This is a genomic window from Streptomyces sp. WAC07094 (assembly GCF_036320405.1).
GTDB lineage: Bacteria > Actinomycetota > Actinomycetes > Streptomycetales > Streptomycetaceae > Streptomyces > Streptomyces lannensis.
On record NZ_JAVMJZ010000001.1, the window covers coordinates 8,329,113 to 8,346,055 of the forward strand.

The 16,943-nt window shown below is 68.6% G+C and carries 15 protein-coding genes; 7 read left to right on the forward strand and 8 right to left on the reverse strand.

Translation table 11 applies throughout. From position 1 onward, the window contains the following. Positions 1-49: 49 nt before the first annotated feature. The 3 genes from RCR19_RS37390 to RCR19_RS37400 form a co-directional block, all read right to left on the reverse strand. A complete protein-coding gene (locus RCR19_RS37390) occupies positions 50-592 on the reverse strand; it encodes a GNAT family N-acetyltransferase (RefSeq protein ID WP_331269179.1) in 543 nt (180 codons plus the stop codon). A gap of 202 nt (positions 593-794) precedes the next feature. Then, a complete protein-coding gene (locus RCR19_RS37395; RefSeq protein ID WP_331269180.1) occupies positions 795-1,148 on the reverse strand; it encodes a nuclear transport factor 2 family protein in 354 nt (117 codons plus the stop codon). Positions 1,149-1,164: 16 nt separating this feature from the next. After that, positions 1,165-2,160: a hypothetical protein gene (locus tag RCR19_RS37400; RefSeq protein WP_331269181.1), complete on the reverse strand. Its 996-nt coding sequence runs from the start codon at positions 2,158-2,160 to the stop codon at positions 1,165-1,167. Positions 2,161-2,588: 428 nt separating this feature from the next. Here RCR19_RS37400 and RCR19_RS37405 point away from each other — a divergent pair, with 428 nt between their 5' ends. The 5 genes from RCR19_RS37405 to RCR19_RS37425 all read left to right on the forward strand — a co-directional run bounded on the left by RCR19_RS37405 (position 2,589) and on the right by RCR19_RS37425 (position 7,771). After that, positions 2,589-3,905, forward strand: coding sequence for a ThuA domain-containing protein (locus RCR19_RS37405; RefSeq protein ID WP_331269182.1), 1,317 nt, complete (start codon positions 2,589-2,591; stop codon positions 3,903-3,905). A 37-nt stretch (positions 3,906-3,942) separates the two neighbouring features. Next, positions 3,943-4,719, forward strand: a complete 777-nt coding sequence (locus RCR19_RS37410) for a polysaccharide lyase family 7 protein (RefSeq protein ID WP_331269183.1) — start codon at positions 3,943-3,945, stop codon at positions 4,717-4,719. A 164-nt stretch (positions 4,720-4,883) separates the two neighbouring features. Next, positions 4,884-5,201 carry a hypothetical protein gene (locus RCR19_RS37415; protein WP_331269184.1) on the forward strand — a complete coding sequence of 106 codons (318 nt, stop codon included), beginning with the start codon at positions 4,884-4,886 and terminating at the stop codon, positions 5,199-5,201. A 176-nt stretch (positions 5,202-5,377) separates the two neighbouring features. Next, positions 5,378-6,142: a YoaK family protein gene (locus RCR19_RS37420; RefSeq protein ID WP_331269185.1), complete on the forward strand. Its 765-nt coding sequence runs from the start codon at positions 5,378-5,380 to the stop codon at positions 6,140-6,142. Positions 6,143-6,256: 114 nt separating this feature from the next. Next, positions 6,257-7,771, forward strand: coding sequence for a glycoside hydrolase family 47 protein (locus tag RCR19_RS37425; RefSeq protein ID WP_331269186.1), 1,515 nt, complete (start codon positions 6,257-6,259; stop codon positions 7,769-7,771). A 28-nt stretch (positions 7,772-7,799) separates the two neighbouring features. On the opposite strand, the gene RCR19_RS37430 is transcribed toward RCR19_RS37425, so the two are convergent. Together RCR19_RS37430 and RCR19_RS37435 are read right to left on the reverse strand one after the other, a co-directional pair. Then, complete coding sequence (locus RCR19_RS37430) at positions 7,800-10,145, reverse strand: glycosyl hydrolase family 65 protein (RefSeq protein WP_331269187.1); 2,346 nt, start codon at positions 10,143-10,145, stop codon at positions 7,800-7,802. Further along, positions 10,142-10,885 (reverse strand): beta-phosphoglucomutase family hydrolase, encoded by a 744-nt coding sequence (locus RCR19_RS37435; RefSeq protein ID WP_331269188.1) that lies wholly within the window; start codon positions 10,883-10,885, stop codon positions 10,142-10,144. The genes RCR19_RS37430 and RCR19_RS37435 overlap by 4 nt, the downstream gene beginning before the upstream one ends. 381 nt (positions 10,886-11,266) lie before the next feature. On the opposite strand from RCR19_RS37435, the gene RCR19_RS37440 reads away from it, so the two are divergent. Both RCR19_RS37440 and RCR19_RS37445 read left to right on the forward strand, forming a co-directional pair. Beyond that, a complete protein-coding gene (locus RCR19_RS37440) occupies positions 11,267-12,253 on the forward strand; it encodes an ATP-binding cassette domain-containing protein (RefSeq protein ID WP_331269189.1) in 987 nt (328 codons plus the stop codon). After that, complete coding sequence (locus RCR19_RS37445; RefSeq protein WP_331269190.1) at positions 12,250-13,101, forward strand: ABC transporter permease; 852 nt, start codon at positions 12,250-12,252, stop codon at positions 13,099-13,101. The genes RCR19_RS37440 and RCR19_RS37445 overlap by 4 nt, the downstream gene beginning before the upstream one ends. 130 nt (positions 13,102-13,231) lie before the next feature. Here the strand turns inward: RCR19_RS37445 and RCR19_RS37450 are convergent, their stop codons facing one another. The 3 genes from RCR19_RS37450 to RCR19_RS37460 form a co-directional block, all read right to left on the reverse strand. Then, entirely contained in the window at positions 13,232-14,434 is a 1,203-nt protein-coding gene (locus tag RCR19_RS37450) for an MFS transporter (protein WP_331269665.1), read from the reverse strand. A 180-nt stretch (positions 14,435-14,614) separates the two neighbouring features. Next, positions 14,615-15,658 (reverse strand): alpha/beta hydrolase, encoded by a 1,044-nt coding sequence (locus RCR19_RS37455; RefSeq protein WP_331269191.1) that lies wholly within the window; start codon positions 15,656-15,658, stop codon positions 14,615-14,617. A gap of 13 nt (positions 15,659-15,671) precedes the next feature. Beyond that, positions 15,672-16,928 carry a lipase gene (locus tag RCR19_RS37460; RefSeq protein WP_331269192.1) on the reverse strand — a complete coding sequence of 419 codons (1,257 nt, stop codon included), beginning with the start codon at positions 16,926-16,928 and terminating at the stop codon, positions 15,672-15,674. Positions 16,929-16,943 lie beyond the last annotated feature (15 nt).

Consider the following 16,943-nt stretch of genomic DNA (forward strand, 5'->3'; position numbering starts at 1 on the left):
CGGCGTCCCCATCCCGAAGGACCCCGCCCACTGACCGGAAAGCAGGTGGTCAGGGGCGATCCAGACCCCACGTCTGCAGGGCGAAGGGCCGTCCCTTCTCCTCTCCCCTGATCAGCGGCACGTCGAGCAGTGTGAAGCCCGCCTTGACGGCCACGGCGACGCTGGCCGAGTTCTCCGCCTCCAGCTCCAGGATCACCTGCTTCACGCCCAGCTCGTCGAAGGCGTACGCGGCCATCACCCGCACCGCCCGTACCGCCAGCCCCTGGCCGCGGTGGGCGGGGCCGACCGCATAGCCGAGCTCCGTGCCCTCGGGGGCGCGCCGGAGCATCACCTCACCGAGGGGTGCGCCGCCGTCGACGGTGATGGCGAGCAGGATGGCCGTGCCCTCCGCCCGCAGCTGCCGGTCCCGGTCCAGCCGGGCGCGGCCGGCCGCTTCGTCGAAGGGCGAGACGATCGGTGTCCAGTAGGCGATGTCGGGGTGGTCGAACAGCTCCGGCATCGCGGCCAGGTCCGCCTCCGTCCAGTCACGGAGGACGAGACCCTCTCCCGAGAGTTCGATCCTCTCGGGAAAGGACGACGTGGTGCTGCTCATGGTGGGTGACCTCCCTGGCCTGTTTCAGGACGAGGCAGCATAACCGGGGCGGCGAAGGGCGCAGCGACAATTTGCGGGGGCGCTCCCGAATACCGGCCGGCCCGGGAGCCGGCTTCGACCAGACCGTCCTTGCCCGACACCCCGCCCACCGCACCTCAGCGGTTTGCCGAGGCCGTCGCACCGGGCCGGGATGTCGGACCGCTCATATCGCCGGACGGTAGAAGAACGTCCTCCGTTCACTGATGAGCCCATCGGTGATCCAGTACCAGTCCGCGAACCTTTCCACGAGGCTGTCTCCCGAACGGGACAGTCCGGAGAACTGCCCCCAGCAGCACGCCTGGTCCCCGCCGCTGAGGCACCCGTGGATCTCATGTCTGCCGTGCGCGACCACACGTTCGTTCCGGTAGAAGGTGGTCAGGGCGGAGATGCCGCAGATGGGCGGGTATCCGGGCCGCTCATAGCGGACGGACTCGGTGAACAGCTGGGGTAGGGCGTCCCAGTGCTCCTCGTCGATGACGGTGAACAGCCGCTGGACGAGGCGCTCGTGTCCGGCCATGTCGCTGTCTCGGGCCTCATGCCGCGGGAAGCTGGTCTTCGCGGGAGCGGAGGTCCTGAGTGGTGAGGGAGCGGTGTCCACCACGCTGCAACTCCTTGAACCAGTCGATGAAGTGGTCCGTCACGTCGCCCTTGGTGTCCTCCACGATGGCGATCCCGGTGAGCTGGAAGTGCCCCGTCTCCGCCAGGGCGCCGACCTGGATGTGCTCGTTGACCTGCCAGATGATGGTGCCGCCGACACTGCCGTTGTTCTTGCGCTTCACCACCACGAAGGAGATGGGGTACTTGGCCTTCACGGCGTCCAGGGACGCCTCCTGGCCGGGGGCGTTGGCGGTGAGGCCGACGATCCGCCTGTAGTGCTCCAGGTAACTCGGCTCTATGGAGTCCGAGAGGAACAGCGACCGGTCGTCGAGGACGTCGAGGGAGGGGAGTTGAATGAGCCGGTGGTAGACGGCGCCGTGCAGGAGCCGGTTCTCGATGCGGCGCAGATACGCCTCCTGCAGTTCTTCGATCGCCGGGTCGGAGCCCTGCTGGAACACCTCGACGAACGAGTTCACAGCCAGGATCTCATCACCCTGACGTGCCTTCTCGACGACCTCGCCCGCCTTGCGGTACAGGGTTCTTGCCTGTTCGAGGTGCCTTGCCTCGGTGCCGCGGCGTGCCGGGTAGTAGCGGATCGACGCGCCCGTGCGATCCCGGAACTCGTCGAACGACTCCTCCATGCTCTCGCGCATGCGACGCAACTCTGCGCGGGTGAGCTGTCCTTCGCGGGCCGTGTCGGACGACGTGCCCATGGTGGCGTAGACCAAAAAAGCGAGCAGGACCAGCACCCCGATGAGAAGGCCGGTCTGGGATGCACTGATGCCGTCGCCGAGCCAGTCCTGGAAGATGTTCAGTACGGCGGCGAACGGAATGGCCGCCAGGAACGTGGCGATCAGCCGGATCACACGGAGCCGTACGGTGCTGCCCTCTTGCTGACCGTCCGGAGACGAGTCCCCCCGCTGCGTGGCCATGGCGCATGGTTCCTCTCGTCAGGCGCTCTTGTGTCCTCATGGGGCGGTGTTTGAGGGGGTGGCAAAGTCATTGTCCTGTTTAGCAGTGTGTGTTCAGCACTGGGAAGTCCCGTACCTGGGCGGGTGGATGACGACATCCGGCTGAAGAGATGTCGTCATTACGGAGCCTTGGGTTCCCCTGGTCCGCGGCAGCGCGCAGGCCCGTCGACTCCGGGCGCGACGGACGGGTCCGCCCGTCATCCAGCTTCAAGGAGTGCGGAGGTCTCCGACCCTGGCGCACTTCATCGCTTCACCTCTTGACGCGACTGGTTCAGACCTTTAAGTTCACAGGTCACCACCGCTCCATGAATGCGCTCAACGTTCAGCCTGTTGAACTCAGCTCCACGGCTCCCCCCACCATCAGCCGTACGAGAAAGGCTGGAATCCCCATGGCCGTGCCACCCCCCACCTCACCTCGCAGCGCACGCGGACCAGTTGCGGTCACCCGCGCCGTACTGCGGCTGGTCGTCCTGCTGGCAGCACTGCTCGGTCTGTCCGTTCCGCCCGCGCAGGCGACGACACAAGCTTCCCCGTTCAAGGTTCTGGCCCTCTACAACGGCACATGGGACGCCGCACACATCAGTTTCGTGCACGAGGCGAACGACTGGTTCCCCCGACAGGCGGCAGCGAACGGATTCACCTACACCGCCAGCAACGACTGGAATCTCCTCGCCAACGGCGGGGTCAACGGTTACCAGGTGGTGCTCTTCCTCGACGACCTGCCGCAGACCGCGTCACAACGAGCCGGCTTCGAGCAGTACATGCGCAACGGCGGGGCGTGGATGGGCTTCCACGTCTCGGCCTTCACCACCGACGCCTCGAGCTGGTCCTGGTACCACAACCAGTTCCTCGGCAGCGGAAACTTCAAGTCCAACACCTGGGGACCGACGACTGCCGTCCTGCGCGTCGAGGACCGCACCCACCCGTCGACCGTGAACCTGCCGTCCAGCTTCACCTCTTCGGTCAGCGAGTGGTACAGCTGGTCCAACGACCTGCGCCAGAACCCGGACATCAAGATCCTGGCCTCCGTCGACCCGAGCGGCTTCCCGCTCGGCACCGACCCCAACCAGACCTGGTACAGCGGCTACTACCCGATCCTGTGGACGAACACCAAGTACCGGATGCTGTACGCCAACTTCGGCCACAACGCGATGAACTACGACACCAACACCACCCTGTCGTCCACCTTCGCCAGTGCCACACAGAACCGGTTCGTGCTCGACGGGCTCAAGTGGCTCGGCGGAGCGGGCGACACCCAGCCGCCGTCCGATCCGATCTCGGGGACCGCCTGGTACACGGTGCGGAACACCGGGAACGGCACCTGCGTCGACACGCGTGCCGCGGCCACCGCGAACGGCACCGCCGTCCAGCAGTACCTGTGCAACAACACCGGGGCGCAGCAGTTCCAGTTCCAGGCCACCGACGGCGGATACGTCCGTATCGCCGCCCGGGGCAACCCCCAGCAGGTCGTCGACGTCACCGACCGCTCCCAGGCGGACAACGCCCCACTGCAGCTGTGGTCCTACGGCGGCGGTCAGAACCAGCAGTGGCAGCCGGTCCAGGAGGCGGGCGGGCGCTACCACTTCGTCGCCCGCCACAGCGGCAAGTGCCTCAGCGCCGCCTCCACGGCGGGCAACAGCATCCAGCTCACCCAGCGAACCTGTGACGGATCCGGCGCGCAGAGCTTCCAGCTGACGGCGCAGTGAGCCCGCCGCGCTCTCCCCTCCTCGGAAGGCCCCCCACATGACCCGTTCCCAGTTCCTCGCGACGACCGTCGTCGCGGGTCTCGTCGGCACGCTGGCCGTCTTCGGCACCGGCAGCGCCAACGCCGCCAACCCGAAGGTGGCGCCCGGCGGGAACTTCGACCTGTCGATATGGCAGCTCCAGGAGCCGGTCGGTTCCCCCGGCTCCCCGACCACGATCCCCTCGTCCAGGCTCCAGGGAGCCAACGGCTACCAGGACGACTACTTCTACACCGACACCCGCGACGGCGCGATGACCTTCTGGGCGCCCGAGAAGGGCGTCACCACGCCCAACTCCAACTACGCCCGCTCCGAACTACGGGAGATGAACCGCGACGGCAGTGCCGCGAACTGGTCGCTCAGCGGCACGCACCGGATGAGCGCCACCCTGCGCGTGGTCTCCGTGACGTCCAACGTGTGCGTGGGGCAGATCCACCTGGGCACCGGGGGCTCGTCCACCAAACCGCTGCTCGAGCTCTACTACCACTCCAACGGCGACATCGTGCTGGGCACCGAGAACTCCCCGTCCGGTGGTCAGACCCTGCACACGGTGGGACATGTGTCCATCGGCAAGACCTGGACCTACACCATCGGCGTCTCCGGCGGGAACACCATCGACCTGACGGTCAACGGCAGCACGACCCACTACGCCATCCCTTCGTCCTTCAAGCCGTACAAGCAGTACTTCAAGGCCGGTTCCTACAACCAGTCCTCCTCGGACAGCACCACCAAGGGGGCCCGGGTCGGTTTCTACGGTCTGACGGTCTCCCACAGCTGATCGGCCGGTCGCGGCGCGATCATCCGTCTCTCCTGACCTCCGCGCAGCCTGTGGGGCGTTCGCGGCACCGCGGCGCCCCACAGACCGGACCACCGCGCGCCGGGGAGGGGTGCCCCGGGCCGGGATCCGGGGTACCCGAGGTGACACCTCGACCAAGGAGCGACATGACCACGTACGTGATCTCCGTGCCCGGCACCTTCACCGACTCGCTCGCGGCCGGGCGGCGAGCCGAGCTGGCACGAGCACTGCGTCCGGCCGATCCACGACGGACCCAGCTGGGGAACGAAGAGGATCTGGACGTGCTGAGCGTCAATGAGGACAACACCTTCACCATTCGTCTGACCGTCGAGGCGGAGAGCGGCCCTCATGCGGAAGAGAACGCCCGGCACCTCGCCGACTCCGCCCTGCGCGCCGCAGGGCTGGACGAGAGCAGCGCACCCCTCGGCCCGGCGGTGATCACCGGAATCGACTCGGACATCTGAGGCCTCCGCGGCTCAGGGCTGCCCCTCGCACCCCGCACCGGCGTGGACGGCATGCTCGGAACATCGCGGTGGGGTGTCGAGCGGCGGCGAATTGCCCGGACCTGGCATCGGAAGGATCATGGAAGACCCCGCAGGGGTCGCTGAGGGATCCACCCGTGCCAGTGAGGAACGCGAAGATGCCCGACCCGACACCGCCGCGCACGCCGACGACGGCCGAGGAGCCGGAGCCGGGGTCGATGGAGCAGGCTCTGCCCACCTCCTTCAGCGTGCGACTCGGAGTACTGCTGGCCGTGGTGGGCGGATCGCTGGACGCGTACACGTTCGTCAGCCGGGACGGAGTGTTCGCCAACGCCCAGACCGGCAACATCGTTCTGCTGGGCGTCGAAGCCGCAAAGCGGCAGTGGTGGCAGGCCCTGCAGCACGTGCCTCCGGTTCTCGCCTTCCTTGTGGGCGTTGTCGTCGCCGAGTCCCTGCGGCGGCCGCGCGTGGTGGCGGTGGTACGCCGGCCCGCCCGAAGCGCCCTCGCCCTGGAGATCCTCGTGCTGATCGGCGTCGGGTTCATCCCGGGCCGCGCACCGGACACCCTGGTGACCGTGCTGATCGCGTTTGTCGCATCGGTGCAGGTCACGAGCTTTCGCACACTGGTCGACACGGCGTACAACACCACGATGACCACGGGGAACCTGCGGACCGTGATGCAGAGCGCCTTCCTGGCCGTCATGGAGCGGGACAGCGCGGCGGCGCACCGGGCGCGTCGGTTCGCTGCTGTGATCTGTGGGTTCCTCCTGGGAGCGGTGGGTGGCGCCTGGCTCACCGCGGTCCTCGGCACCCACGCCGTCTGGGTGATGTCCGTGCTGCTGGTCATGGGGCTGGCCCTGTTCCTTCATGACGAGCGGGTCCTGGCCCGCCGGGTCGCGGGGCGGGGGTGCCGCCATGCGTGACCGCACGTGCTTCTGCGCGGCTGATCAGCGGCGTGGCTGCTGCGGCTCGATGCGCGCGGGCCAACATAATGGGCCGTTCCGTCTGATCCACTACGGTCTGGAAGGCTTCGCACCATGACGCACCCCGGCCTGCCTCGTGTCAACGGCGTCGTACGTCGTGGTGTGCTGCGCGCCGTGTCGGCCGTCGGAGGGACCGCCGCCGTCGCCGCACTGGGCTCGCCGTTGCGTGCCGGCAATGTCTCCGCACAGGTCTCGGGCGCGCGGCCGGGCACGCCGCCCGCCTCCCGGATCGGGCCCGCGGACCCGGAGAAGGCGCAGGAGATCCGGGCCGAGTTCCTGCACGCCTGGAACGGCTATCGCAAGTACGCCTGGGGGCATGACGAGGTGCTGCCCGTCTCGGGCGGCTACCGTGAATTCTTCTCAGGCCGTCATCCCGTGGGCCTGTCCATCGTCGAAGCCCTCGACACGCACTACGTGATGGGCCTGGACGACGAGGTCGACCGCTGCGTTCAGTGGATCCGGGCCCGGCTGGACTTCGACCTGGACACCGACTTCCACGTCTTTGAAGCGATCATCCGCCTGGTGGGAGGGCTGCTCGCCGGCTACCTCGCCACCGATGACCGACAGCTGCTGGCGCTGTGCGTGGACCTGGCGGACCGGCTGCTGCCCGCCTTCACCAAGTCACCCACCGGCATGCCCTACCGGCGGGTCAATCTGCGGACCGGCGCCGTGTCGGGCTCCAAGGTGCCGCTCGCGGAGATCGGCACCAACATTCTGGAGTTCGGCGTCCTGTCGCAGGTCACCGGCGACCCCCGCTACTTCCGCGCGGCCAAGCGCGCACTCGCCGCCGTCGTGGAGCGCCGCTCCTCCCTCGATCTGGTCGGTACCACCATGGACGTGGAGACCGGCCGCTGGCTCGATCGCGCGGACATCGGTCCCAACCCGCCGGCGGACTCGTTCTACGAGTACCTCTGGGGTGGCTGGGCGATGTTCGGTGACACCGACTGCCTGAACTGGTTCCGCATCTTCGACGCCTCCCTCAGGAAGCACCTCGCGGAGAGGACGGGTGGTCTGCTCTGGTTCAAGCAGGTCGACTTCCGCACCGGAGCCCTGCTGGGGCGGCGCCAGTCCTGCCTGGCCGCCTGCGTCCTGTCGGTCGGCGGCGACGAGGCGCTGGCCGCCGACTACCACCGGTCCTGGACGGCGGTCCAGGAGAAGTACCTCGTGCTCCCCGAGGAGATCGACTACCGCCGCCTGAGCGTGCTGACGCCCGGCAACGCGTTGCGCCCGGAGTACGCCAACAGTGCGTTCGACCTGTACTGGCGGACCGGGGACCCCGTCTACCGGGCCGCCGCCTGGCGCTACTTCCAGAGCCAGAAGACGTTCCAGCGGGTGCCGGGCGGCTACACCGTCGTGACGGACGTGACGAGGCGGCCCATGCCGAAGGGCGACTACTGCCCTGCGTACGTCTTCGCCGAGAACTTCAAGTGGCTCTACCTGACCTTCGCCGACGCCGAGCGCTTCGACTACGGCACCGGCTATCTCAGCACCGAGGCGAAGATCCTGCGCGGTCTGCGAGGCCGAGGCACCGCACCCACCGTCACCGGAAAGGCCGTACCGGGCGCGTGAATACCACGCGCCCTTCCGCGTTACCCGCTCACTCGGCGCGCTCGGGGCGGCGACCAGGGGGCTGTGAGGGTTCCGGCAAGGGGGCCGTCGCCTTGATCGGCCGGACCTGCGGGGCGTCGGGGGTGAGGTCCACCGACTCTCCGTGGTGAACGATCCGAAGGGATTCCCCGCCCACGAGGGTGTACGTGGTCTCGGACTTCGTGATCTCGACACGCAGGCACCGGCCGCGGACGTTGACGGAGAAGGCGAGCCGGTCGAGCGCCTCGGGCAGCCGGGGCGCGAAGTACAGGGACTCGTAGTGGTGGCGCATGCCACCGAACCCGGAGACCAGCGCGATCCACGAACCCGCCAGTGAGGCGATGTGCAATCCGTCGCGGGTGTTCTTCTCCAGGTCGTCCAGATCCATCAGTGCCGCCTCGCACAGGTAGTCGTAGGCCAGGCGCAGATGGCCCACCTCGGCGGCGATGACTGCCTGGACGCACGCGGACAGCGAGGAGTCCCGCACGGTCAGCGGCTCGTAGTAGGCGAAGTTCCGCGCTTTGTGGGCGTCGTCGAAGGCGTCGCCGCGCAGGTACATCGCCAGTACGAGGTCCGCTTGTTTGATCACTTGCTTGCGGTACAACTCGCTGTACGGATAGTGCAGCATGAGCGGGTAGTCCTCGGGGCGGGTGCGGGAGAAGTCCCACGCCTCGTGGCGGGTGAAGCCCGCCGACTGCTCGTGGATGCCCAGTGCGCTGTTGTGGGGCACGGCCATGGCCTTGGCCGCTTCGCGCCAGGCGGCGATCTCCTCCGTGCCCACCCCGAGTTCGTCGGCCTTCACGGCGTGACGTTCGGCGGAGTCGGCGGCGGCCTGCAGGTTGGCCTGCGCCATGAGGTTGGTGAACGTGTTGTCGTCCGACAGGGCGCTGTACTCGTCCGGGCCGGTGACGCCGTCGATGTGGAAGTGCCCCTGGGAGTCGTGGTAGCCGAGGCCCGTCCACAATCTGGCCGTCTCCACCAGCAGTTCCACGCCTGTCTCGCGCTCGAAGTCCCGGTCGCCGGAGACCGAGACATAGCGCAGTACGGCATGGGCGATGTCGGCGTTGATATGGACGGCGGCGGCTCCGGCCAGCCAGTAGCCGGAGCACTCCGCCCCGTCGATGGTGCGCCAGGGGAAGGCGGCGCCCGGCAGGCCCAGCTGGCGGGCCCGGGCACGGGCCGTGGGCAGGGTGTCCTGGCGCCACTGCAGCGCCGCCGTGACGCTGCGGGGGTGTGTGAAGGTGAGCACGGGGAGGACGAAGGTCTCCGTGTCCCAGAAGGAGTGCCCGTCGTATCCCGAACCGGTCAGGCCCTTGGCCGGGATCGCCCGCTGCTCGGCCCGGGCGGCCGCCTGCAGGACGTGGAAGAGTGCGAATCGGACGGCCTGCTGGATCTGCGGGTCGCCGTCGACCTCGACATCGGCGTGCTCCCAGAATTCGTCGAGAAAGGCGCGCTGCTGGTCGAGCAGGCCCTGCCAGCCGACGCTGCGGGCGCCGGCGAGCGCGGCTTCCACCTGGTCCCGCAGCGAGGGCACCGAGCGGATCTGGGACCAGCCGTAGGAGACCATCTTTTCCAGCCGGAGCGTCTCCCCGGGCTTGAGGTCGGTGATGATGGTGAACCGAGCGACGTCGGCGGAGCTTTCGCCGGCCGACTCGATGGGCTCCGGGCCCAGGACGTTGTGGTCGGCTGCCGCGGCGACGCGCAGACCGCTGCGCTCGGTCTGGTGGATCAGGCGCAGGCGAGCACCGTTGTTGTAGTGCTCCTCGCCCCGGAGAGGGCATTGGAGGGCTGCCGCGACCCGCGGATCGCCCTCCGGGTGCGGCAAGGGCTCGTTCGCCACGAGTTCCGACTGGACGACGAGGCGGACCTCCTCGTCCAGTGGCTCCACCTCGTAGGCGATGGCCGCGACGGCACGATGGGTGAAGGAGACCAGGCGGGAGGAGCGCAGGCGGATCCTCTTGCCTGCGGGCGAGGCCCACTCGCACACCCGGTGCAGGACCCCGGCTCGCAGGTCGAGCATGCGTTCGTGTGAGAGCAGTCGGCCGTAGCGCAGGTCGAACTGTTCGTCGTCGACCAGGAGCCGGACCAGCTTGCCGTTGGTGACGTTGATGACCGTCTGACCGGACTCGGGGTAGCCGTATCCGGCTTCGGCGTAGGGGAGTGGATGCACCTCGTGGACGCCGTTGAGGTAGCAGCCGGGCAGTCCGTGCGGCTCACCCTCCTCGAGGTTGCCCCGCCAGCCGATGTGGCCGTTGGACAGGGCGAACACGGATTCGCTCTGGGCCAGGACGTCCCAGTGCAGGCCGGTCTCACGGACGCACCAGGGCTCGACGCTGTAGGCCGGATGGCTGATCACGGGCGCTCCTCGAGCAGTTCGGCCAGGTCGTCGACCACGGTGTCGGCGCCGTGTCGGCGTAGGGCGTCCGCCTGGCCCACTCGGTCGACGCCCACGACGTAGGCGAAGTGGCCCGCCCGTCCGGCGTCCATGCCGGCCAGGGCGTCCTCGAAGACGGCCGCGGCGGCCGGTTCGACGCCGAGATCGGTGGCGGCGGCCAGAAAGGTGTCCGGATGCGGCTTGCCGGGGAGGCTGCGCTCCGCGGCGACCACTCCGTCGATCCGGACGTCGAACCGGTCCTCGATGCCCACCGACACGAGGATGTCGCGGCAGTTGGCGCTGGAGGAGACGACGGCCGTGGCGAGACCGGCCGCGCGGACCGCCTCCACGTAGCGGACGGAGCCCGGGTAGGCCTCGACGCCCTGTGTATGGATCTTCTCCAGCAGCAGGCCGTTTTTGCGGGCGCCCAGACCGTGCACGGTGTCCCGTTCCGGAGGGTCGTCCTCCGCCCCCTCGGGGAGTTCGATGCCCCGCGAGGCGAGGAAGGACCGGACCCCGTCGGCGCGTGGCCGCCCGTCGACGTATTCGTCGTAGTCGGCGACCGGATCGAACGGCCGGAATCCCGGGCCTTCCCGGCGCCGGAGGAAGTCGTCGAAGGTCTCCTGCCAGGCGGCGGCGTGCACCACTGCGGTCTTGGTCAACACCCCGTCCAGGTCGAACAGGCATGCGCGCACGGCGTCTGGAAGGCCCAGGTTTGTCATGTTTTATGGTTGCCCGCTCCGCCGCGGCTCCATACCCGTCAGTCGTCCGACGAGGCGGTCGCCGCGGCCGGCCCATGGCCCATTCCCGGCGGCCGTAGAGGCACGTACGGCGATCGGTCGCGCGCAGGACGGGTTCGCCGGACGGGCCGATCGGGTGAGGCGGTGGCCGCGCCCTGGATTCCGAGAGCCCGCCGACGTGGCCTTCGCCGGCATCCAGGAAGCGCCGCGGGGCGTGTGTGCGCATCGTTTCGCTCCGGTGCGACAAGCGCCCGTCGTCACCCGTTCGGCCGTGCCGTCGAAAAAACCTGTGCGACGGCGATGAGTTTGGGCGAAGGTAAAGGTCTCCCCATGCGTAGCCCAAGCACGCGGAAGGACCCAAGCATGAAGACGCAGGCATCCGGCCTGGCGGTGGAGACCGCAGGCCTGGTGAAGACGTTCGGTGAGACGAGAGCCGTGGACGGAGTGGACCTCGCGGTCCCCGCCGGCACGGTCTACGGAGTCCTCGGCCCCAACGGGGCGGGCAAGACCACCACGGTCAAGATGCTCGCCACTCTCCTCAGGCCGGACGGCGGTGAAGCCCACGTCTTCGGCCATGACGTCGTGCGCGAGGCCGACGAGGTACGCGGCCGGGTGAGCCTCACCGGGCAGTACGCATCGGTGGACGAGGACCTCACCGGCACCGAGAACCTGGTCCTGCTCGGCCGCCTTCTCGGGCACGGCAAGAAGGCCGCACAAAACCGTGCGGGGCAGCTGCTGGAGACCTTCGGGCTCATGGACGCGGCCGCGAAACAGGTCAAGCACTACTCGGGCGGCATGCGACGCCGCATCGACATCGCCGCGTCCATCCTGAGCACGCCCGATCTTCTCTTCCTGGACGAGCCGACGACGGGTCTCGACCCACGGAGCCGCAACCAGGTCTGGGACATCGTGCGCGCGGTCGTCGCCCAGGGCACGACCGTGCTGCTCACCACTCAGTACCTGGACGAGGCAGATCAGTTGGCGTCGCGGATCGCCGTCATCGACAAGGGCAGGGTCATCGCCGAGGGCACCAAGGGCGAACTGAAGGCGTCCGTGGGAGCCGGGTCCGTACATCTGCGGCTGCGGGACCCGGACCAGCGGGCCGAGGCGCACCAGGTGCTGCGGACGGTGCTGGCGGCCGAGGTGCAACTGGAGCCCGATCCGGTGGCGCTGACCGCCCGCCTGGCCGCGGAGCCCGGCGACGGCGCGGCCGACCGAGCCGCCCAGGCCCTGGCGGAACTGTCCAGGGCAGGGATCACCGTCGACAACTTCTCCCTGGGGCAGCCCAGCCTGGACGAGGTGTTCCTCGCCCTGACCGGGCACGACACAAAGGACGAGGTGGCGGCATGACCACGGTCACGAGCACCGAAGACGGCAAGGAACTCGCCCCGGTCAGGACGGAGTCGCTGGCCGCCCTCCTGGTCACCAAGGAGCGGCCCCCGCGGCCCAGTTCCCTGTCGACGTCGCTGACGTTCGGATGGCGCGCGATCCTCAAGATCAAGCACGTGCCCGAACAACTCTTCGACGTCACCGCGTTCCCCATCATGAACCTGCTGATGTTCACCTACCTCTTCGGCGGTGCGCTGGCAGGGTCGCCCAGCGAGTACATCCAGTTCGTACTGCCGGGCATCCTGGTGATGTCGGTCGTGATGATCACGATGTACACGGGAGTCTCCGTGAACATCGACATCGAGAAGGGTGTCTTCGACCGATTCCGCTCACTGCCGATCTGGCGGCCGTCGGCGATGGTCGGCTATCTGCTCGGCGACGCCCTGCGCTACACGATCGCGTCCGCCGTCATGCTCACCGTCGGTCTGGCCCTCGGCTACCGACCCGACGGCGGCATCGGGGGCGTGCTCGCCGGGATCGCGCTGCTGCTCGTCTTCTCCTTCGCGTTCTCCTGGATCTGGACCATGTTCGGGCTGATGCTGCGCACCGAGAAGTCGGTGATGAGCGTGAGCATGATGGTGATCTTCCCGCTCACCTTCCTGTCCAACGTCTTCGTCGACCCCAGGACCATGCCGGGCTGGCTGCAGGCCTTCGTCAACAACAGCCCGATCACCCATCTGGCGGCCGCAGTGCGCGGGCTGATGGCGGGCGACTGGCCGGCCGGCGAAGTCGCCTGGTCGCTGGGCTGGGCGGGGCTGTTCCTGCTCGTCTTCGGTCCCGTGACGATGCGGCTGTACAACCGCAAGTAGCCGGAGTCCCGACCGGATTCACGGCAGCCGTCGCGGGCTATGAGCCGAGGGCTGGGCATCGGGGAGCGTGGGTGGCGAGCTGCGGCACGCAGCCAGAAGGGTCGCACCCGGTGCCAGGACGTCGTCACGCTCACACGACCGCGGGCGGCCGCCGCCACAAGTGGGCGCCCACCGCGGCGACGAGCAGGATCACGCACCCCGCGAGCACCAGGCCGGCGTCCGCCACTCCCAACGCCCTGGTCAGCGCGCCGACTCCGACCACGGGAAGCGAGATCCCCACATAGGCGACGACGAAGAACGCGGAGATGGTGGCACCGCGATGCATGTCCGGGGCCGCGGAACTCACCGCGGTCAGGCCCGCCCGGAACGCCATGCCCTGTCCCACGCCCGCGATCACGGCCCCCACGACGAGCACCGGCAATGACTGCGCCAGGAGGGAGGCTCCCACCAGGAAAAGGCCTACGACGAGGATGAGGCATCCCAACGGAAGTGCGTTACGGGTGCCCACGCGTGTCATGAGCAGTTGTCCGCTCGTGGAGGCGCAGAACAGCGAGAAGACGACGGCCCCGACCACCGCCAGATTGTGCTCGCCGAGTGTCTTGGCGAGGAAGTCGGGGGCGACCGCCGTGAACAGGCCGAGCACCGCGAAGCCGGCGAAGGCCGTGAGAGCACACGGCGCGAACACGCCACGCACCTCGGGCGGGATCTTCAAGCCCTGTAGCCGCAGCGGGGGCCGGGGGCCGCTGTGGTGCACCGTCTCCGGGAGCAGGCGGGTCATCGCGAACGCCACCGCCAGTAGCGCCAGGTGGACGGCGAAGGGCAGCGTGAGCGGCCAGGGGGTGTACTCGGCGAGGAGGCCGGCGACCAGGGGGCCGAGGCCGAGGCCGCCCATGTTGGCGGCCGTCGCCGCGAATCCGGCGCGGGCCCGTCGTTCCCCGGGAGCGAGTTCGAGGACGGCGGCGGTGCCGGTGCCGCTGAACAGGCCCGCGGAGAAACCGGACAGCACCCGGCCGACGTACAGCAGTGGCAGACCGGCCTCGGACAGGAAGCACACCGCGCTGAGCGCTGACAGGCCGATCGCGAGGAAGAGGACGGGACGTCGTCCCACCACGTCGGAGAAGTTGCCGGCGATCAGCAGTGCGCTGATCACGCCCAGCGCGTAGACGGCGAACACCACGGTCACGATCAGTTCGGAGAAGCCGAGCTCATCGCGGTACAAGCCGTAAAGCGGTGTCGGCAGGGTGGTGCCCATCATGCCCACCGCGAAGACGCCCGCCGCGGCCACATACCCCGGCCGGGAGGCCCGTGACCGGTGTGGGGTGTCACGAGTGATCACATCTCATCTCACCACAGCTGTCCGCGGCGGTGCGGCAGGCGAGGTCGCCCAAACCCCGTGCCCCGGTCCGGTGAGGGACCGGGGCAGTGCCTGTTCCGTTGTGTCGCACCACATTGCCGATGGTGGCCTTTGAGCCGGGTGTGCGGCGGCCGCACTCCTGAACGCGGTACGGGTGCGTCAGCCGGCCGAGTCGAGATGCTCGACGAGTGCGACGCGGAAGGCGTCGGGCCGGTCCAGATGCGGTCCGTGGCCGGAGTCGGGGATCACCACTTCACGGTAGTTGCCGTAGGTGTCGAGGACCGCGCGCGTCTGCGACACCATCGGCTGCGGCGGGAACACCTCCGCACCCGGCCAGCCGGGCACCGCACCGATCGACCCCAGATAGGCAAGGTCGTACAGGGAGGTGTCCGAGACGATGACGTCGTCGGCGCCGCGAAGCCAGAGCACGGGCGGCTTGGGGTCGACCGAGGACAGATCGGGGATCCGGAAGTGGACCGGCGCCATGGTGTTCAGCACGCCACGGTCTCCGGGGGCGATGCCGGGCCATGCCTCCGTGGTGGCGACGGTGCCCGGATAGTGGTCGTCCCCGGTGCGTGTGGACAACATGGAGGCGACCAGCGTGTCCAGATGCTCCGGTACGAAGGGCGGTTTGACGTAGTGCGCGAGCAGGACCTGGCGCGGGGACAGAGGGGACTCCTCCCCGGTGTCGCCGGCGGCCAGCCGCTGTGTGAAGTCCGGGTTGGCACCGCCCGCGCCGGAGCCCGCGCCGCTCGGATGGCTCAGTGCGCCCTCGATGCCGCGGGTGCCGCCGAAACCGAACGGCGAGACGGGGTTCACCAGGGTCAGTGAGGCGATCGCCGTCGGCTCGTCCAGCAGGTACTGCAGCAGCACACCACCACCCATGCTCCAGCCGACCAGGTGAGCGGGGGCGATGTCCATGGCGGACACCAGTGCGGCGAGGTCGTCCGCGTAGTCGGACAGTCCACGGGTGGCGTCCACCGGTTCGGGGTCGGTGGCACCGAAGCCGCGCAGATCCACCGCCAGCGGGCGGAAGCCGTCCGGCAGGGCGAGCATCGTCGTCTGCCAGAACAGACTCGAGGACACATTGCCGTGGACGAACACGACCGGTGTGCCGGTTCGTCCGTCCACCTCCAGCACATTGACGGTCAGTCTCTTGGTGGTGATCCGGCGTGCGCTCACGCCGGGCAGCAAGGTGGTCATTCTGGTTCCTCTCTCAGCCGAGCCAGCTTGCGACCTGTGACTCGACGGCGGGGTACCAGCCGAGTTCGAGATGGTTGGCGCCGGCCACCAGTGCGGTGCCGGCCACCGTGCCGATGCCTGTCCTGGACAGCGCGCTGCTTTGGAACACCACTCCGTCGCTGGGGCCGCGGTTCTCGTTGTAGATACCGACGACCGTGGGGGATCCCCCCGCCAGCAGATACGTCTGCACCGATGCCGGAACTCCCGCCTGCTGGATCCGTGAGATCAGCGAACCGGCGTTGATCGCGGCCTGGATGCCGGGACCGGAGGTGTAGAAGCCCTGGCCGCCGTAGTACGTGGTGTACCAGTCCTGTTGGGTCTGGTCGATGCCGTAGGTGCCGTCGAAACGTGCCAGCATCTGCCGCTGCCCCGGATAGCAGTCGTACCCTCCGCTCGGCACGAACGAGAACTCCGGATGGTGGGCGTAGACGCCGTAGCACGTCATGTACGTGTGCGGCGCGGGGGAGTTGACACTGCCGCCGCACTCCGGCCAGATCGAGAGGTCGTGCGCCCAGCCGTGTGCGAAGGGGTAGTCGTAGCCTGCGTTGGGGCCGCCGAGCGTGATGAGCTTGCGTACGTCACCGGCGTAGGCACGGCCCCAGCTGGGCTTGACCGACGACACGTACATCCGCGCGGACATCTCGCCCTTGCTCCAGCCGACAAGATCGACGCTGGACACGCCCAGTTTGGCCTTGATGATCGCGACCGCGTCGCCGACCTCCTGGGCCTGCATCAGGTTGTCGCCCTCCTTGTGCGCGAACCCGATGGCGAACACCCGGTACCCGGCGTGTGAGAGGTACTGCACCATTCCGGTGCTCGGGCAGCTCAGGGCACCGCAGCCGAAACCGCCGGACTCGCCGGGATCGGCCCACGCCCGGTCCGGGTTGTCATTGGCGCCGTGCACCAGCAGGACGGGTGTGGCCTTCGGGTTCGAGTTCCAGCCGGGTGCGTGGTAGAGCAGGAACCTCCCGGAGAACGGTCGTTTGACGTTGTCGAAGTACGTCAGACGCTGTCCGTCCTGGTCACCGCGACCGTCCGGCGGGTAGCTCTCCTGAGTGAAGCCCGGCGTGGTGTCCAGGTACCGCTCCACGGTGGACCAGCCGTTGGCGACACTGGAGTAGGTGGCCTCCAGGGAGAGGTAGGAGGGTACGGCCGCGTGGGCGGGGGCCGGCGCCATCAGCGCGCCGAGCACCGCCGCGACCATGACCATCCATAAGCGACGCATACGCATGCAGATGCCTTTCTG